At 44.2% G+C, this 599-nt stretch carries 1 protein-coding gene; it reads right to left on the bottom strand.

The genetic code is table 11. From position 1 onward, the window contains the following. Positions 1 to 383, bottom strand: a 383-nt coding sequence (locus AC1DUA_RS40035) for an InlB B-repeat-containing protein (RefSeq protein ID WP_477504934.1), incomplete at its 3' end; no start/stop codon positions are given. Positions 384 to 599: the final 216 nt, after the last annotated feature.

Genomic DNA, 599 nt, shown 5'->3' with positions numbered 1-599 from the left:
GTGTTGCACTGCGCGTTTGTATTTAGGGCTGCCCACTTCGCATACAACGTTAGGTTTCTAGTGATTGGATCTGACGACTTGTAAGCTTGCGTCAATGAACTGTCGTAAAACCAACCTTCGAAGCTGTAACACTCCTTCACAGGTGTATGCTGAAACAGCACTGTACCTCCGGACGAAGACACAAATTCAGGACTAATCGTTGAACCACCGTTCGAGTTATAAGTCACGACCAGTTGTGAGGGAATAGACCCTGGATCGCCTCCGGCAAATACAGGAGCTCCGATATTCATTAATGAAACGATGATCGTTACCACCATCAAGTAACCTCTTATCATCGTTGTAATCCTTTTCTTTCCCTGCCTACGTCCTGACCCTTCCATCATTCTTGCCCCTTTCTCCTACCCTAATGAGTGCAGCAGTATACAGACTGTTGCATCATTCATAATGTTATTCACATAAACACAGAAGAATGCTCGGTTTTTACGGATTTAGAACTGTATGTTTAGGCAGATAGAAGCTCAGGAGGTTTGCGAAAAACAGATGCTGCGCCAAAAGGGCTTTTCCTGTATTAGGAAGAGCCCTTTGTCACATTTTAATAC

The sequence above is a fragment of the Paenibacillus sp. 01T422 genome, assembly GCF_056398785.1.
This window is presented reverse-complemented; position numbering and strand designations above follow the sequence as displayed.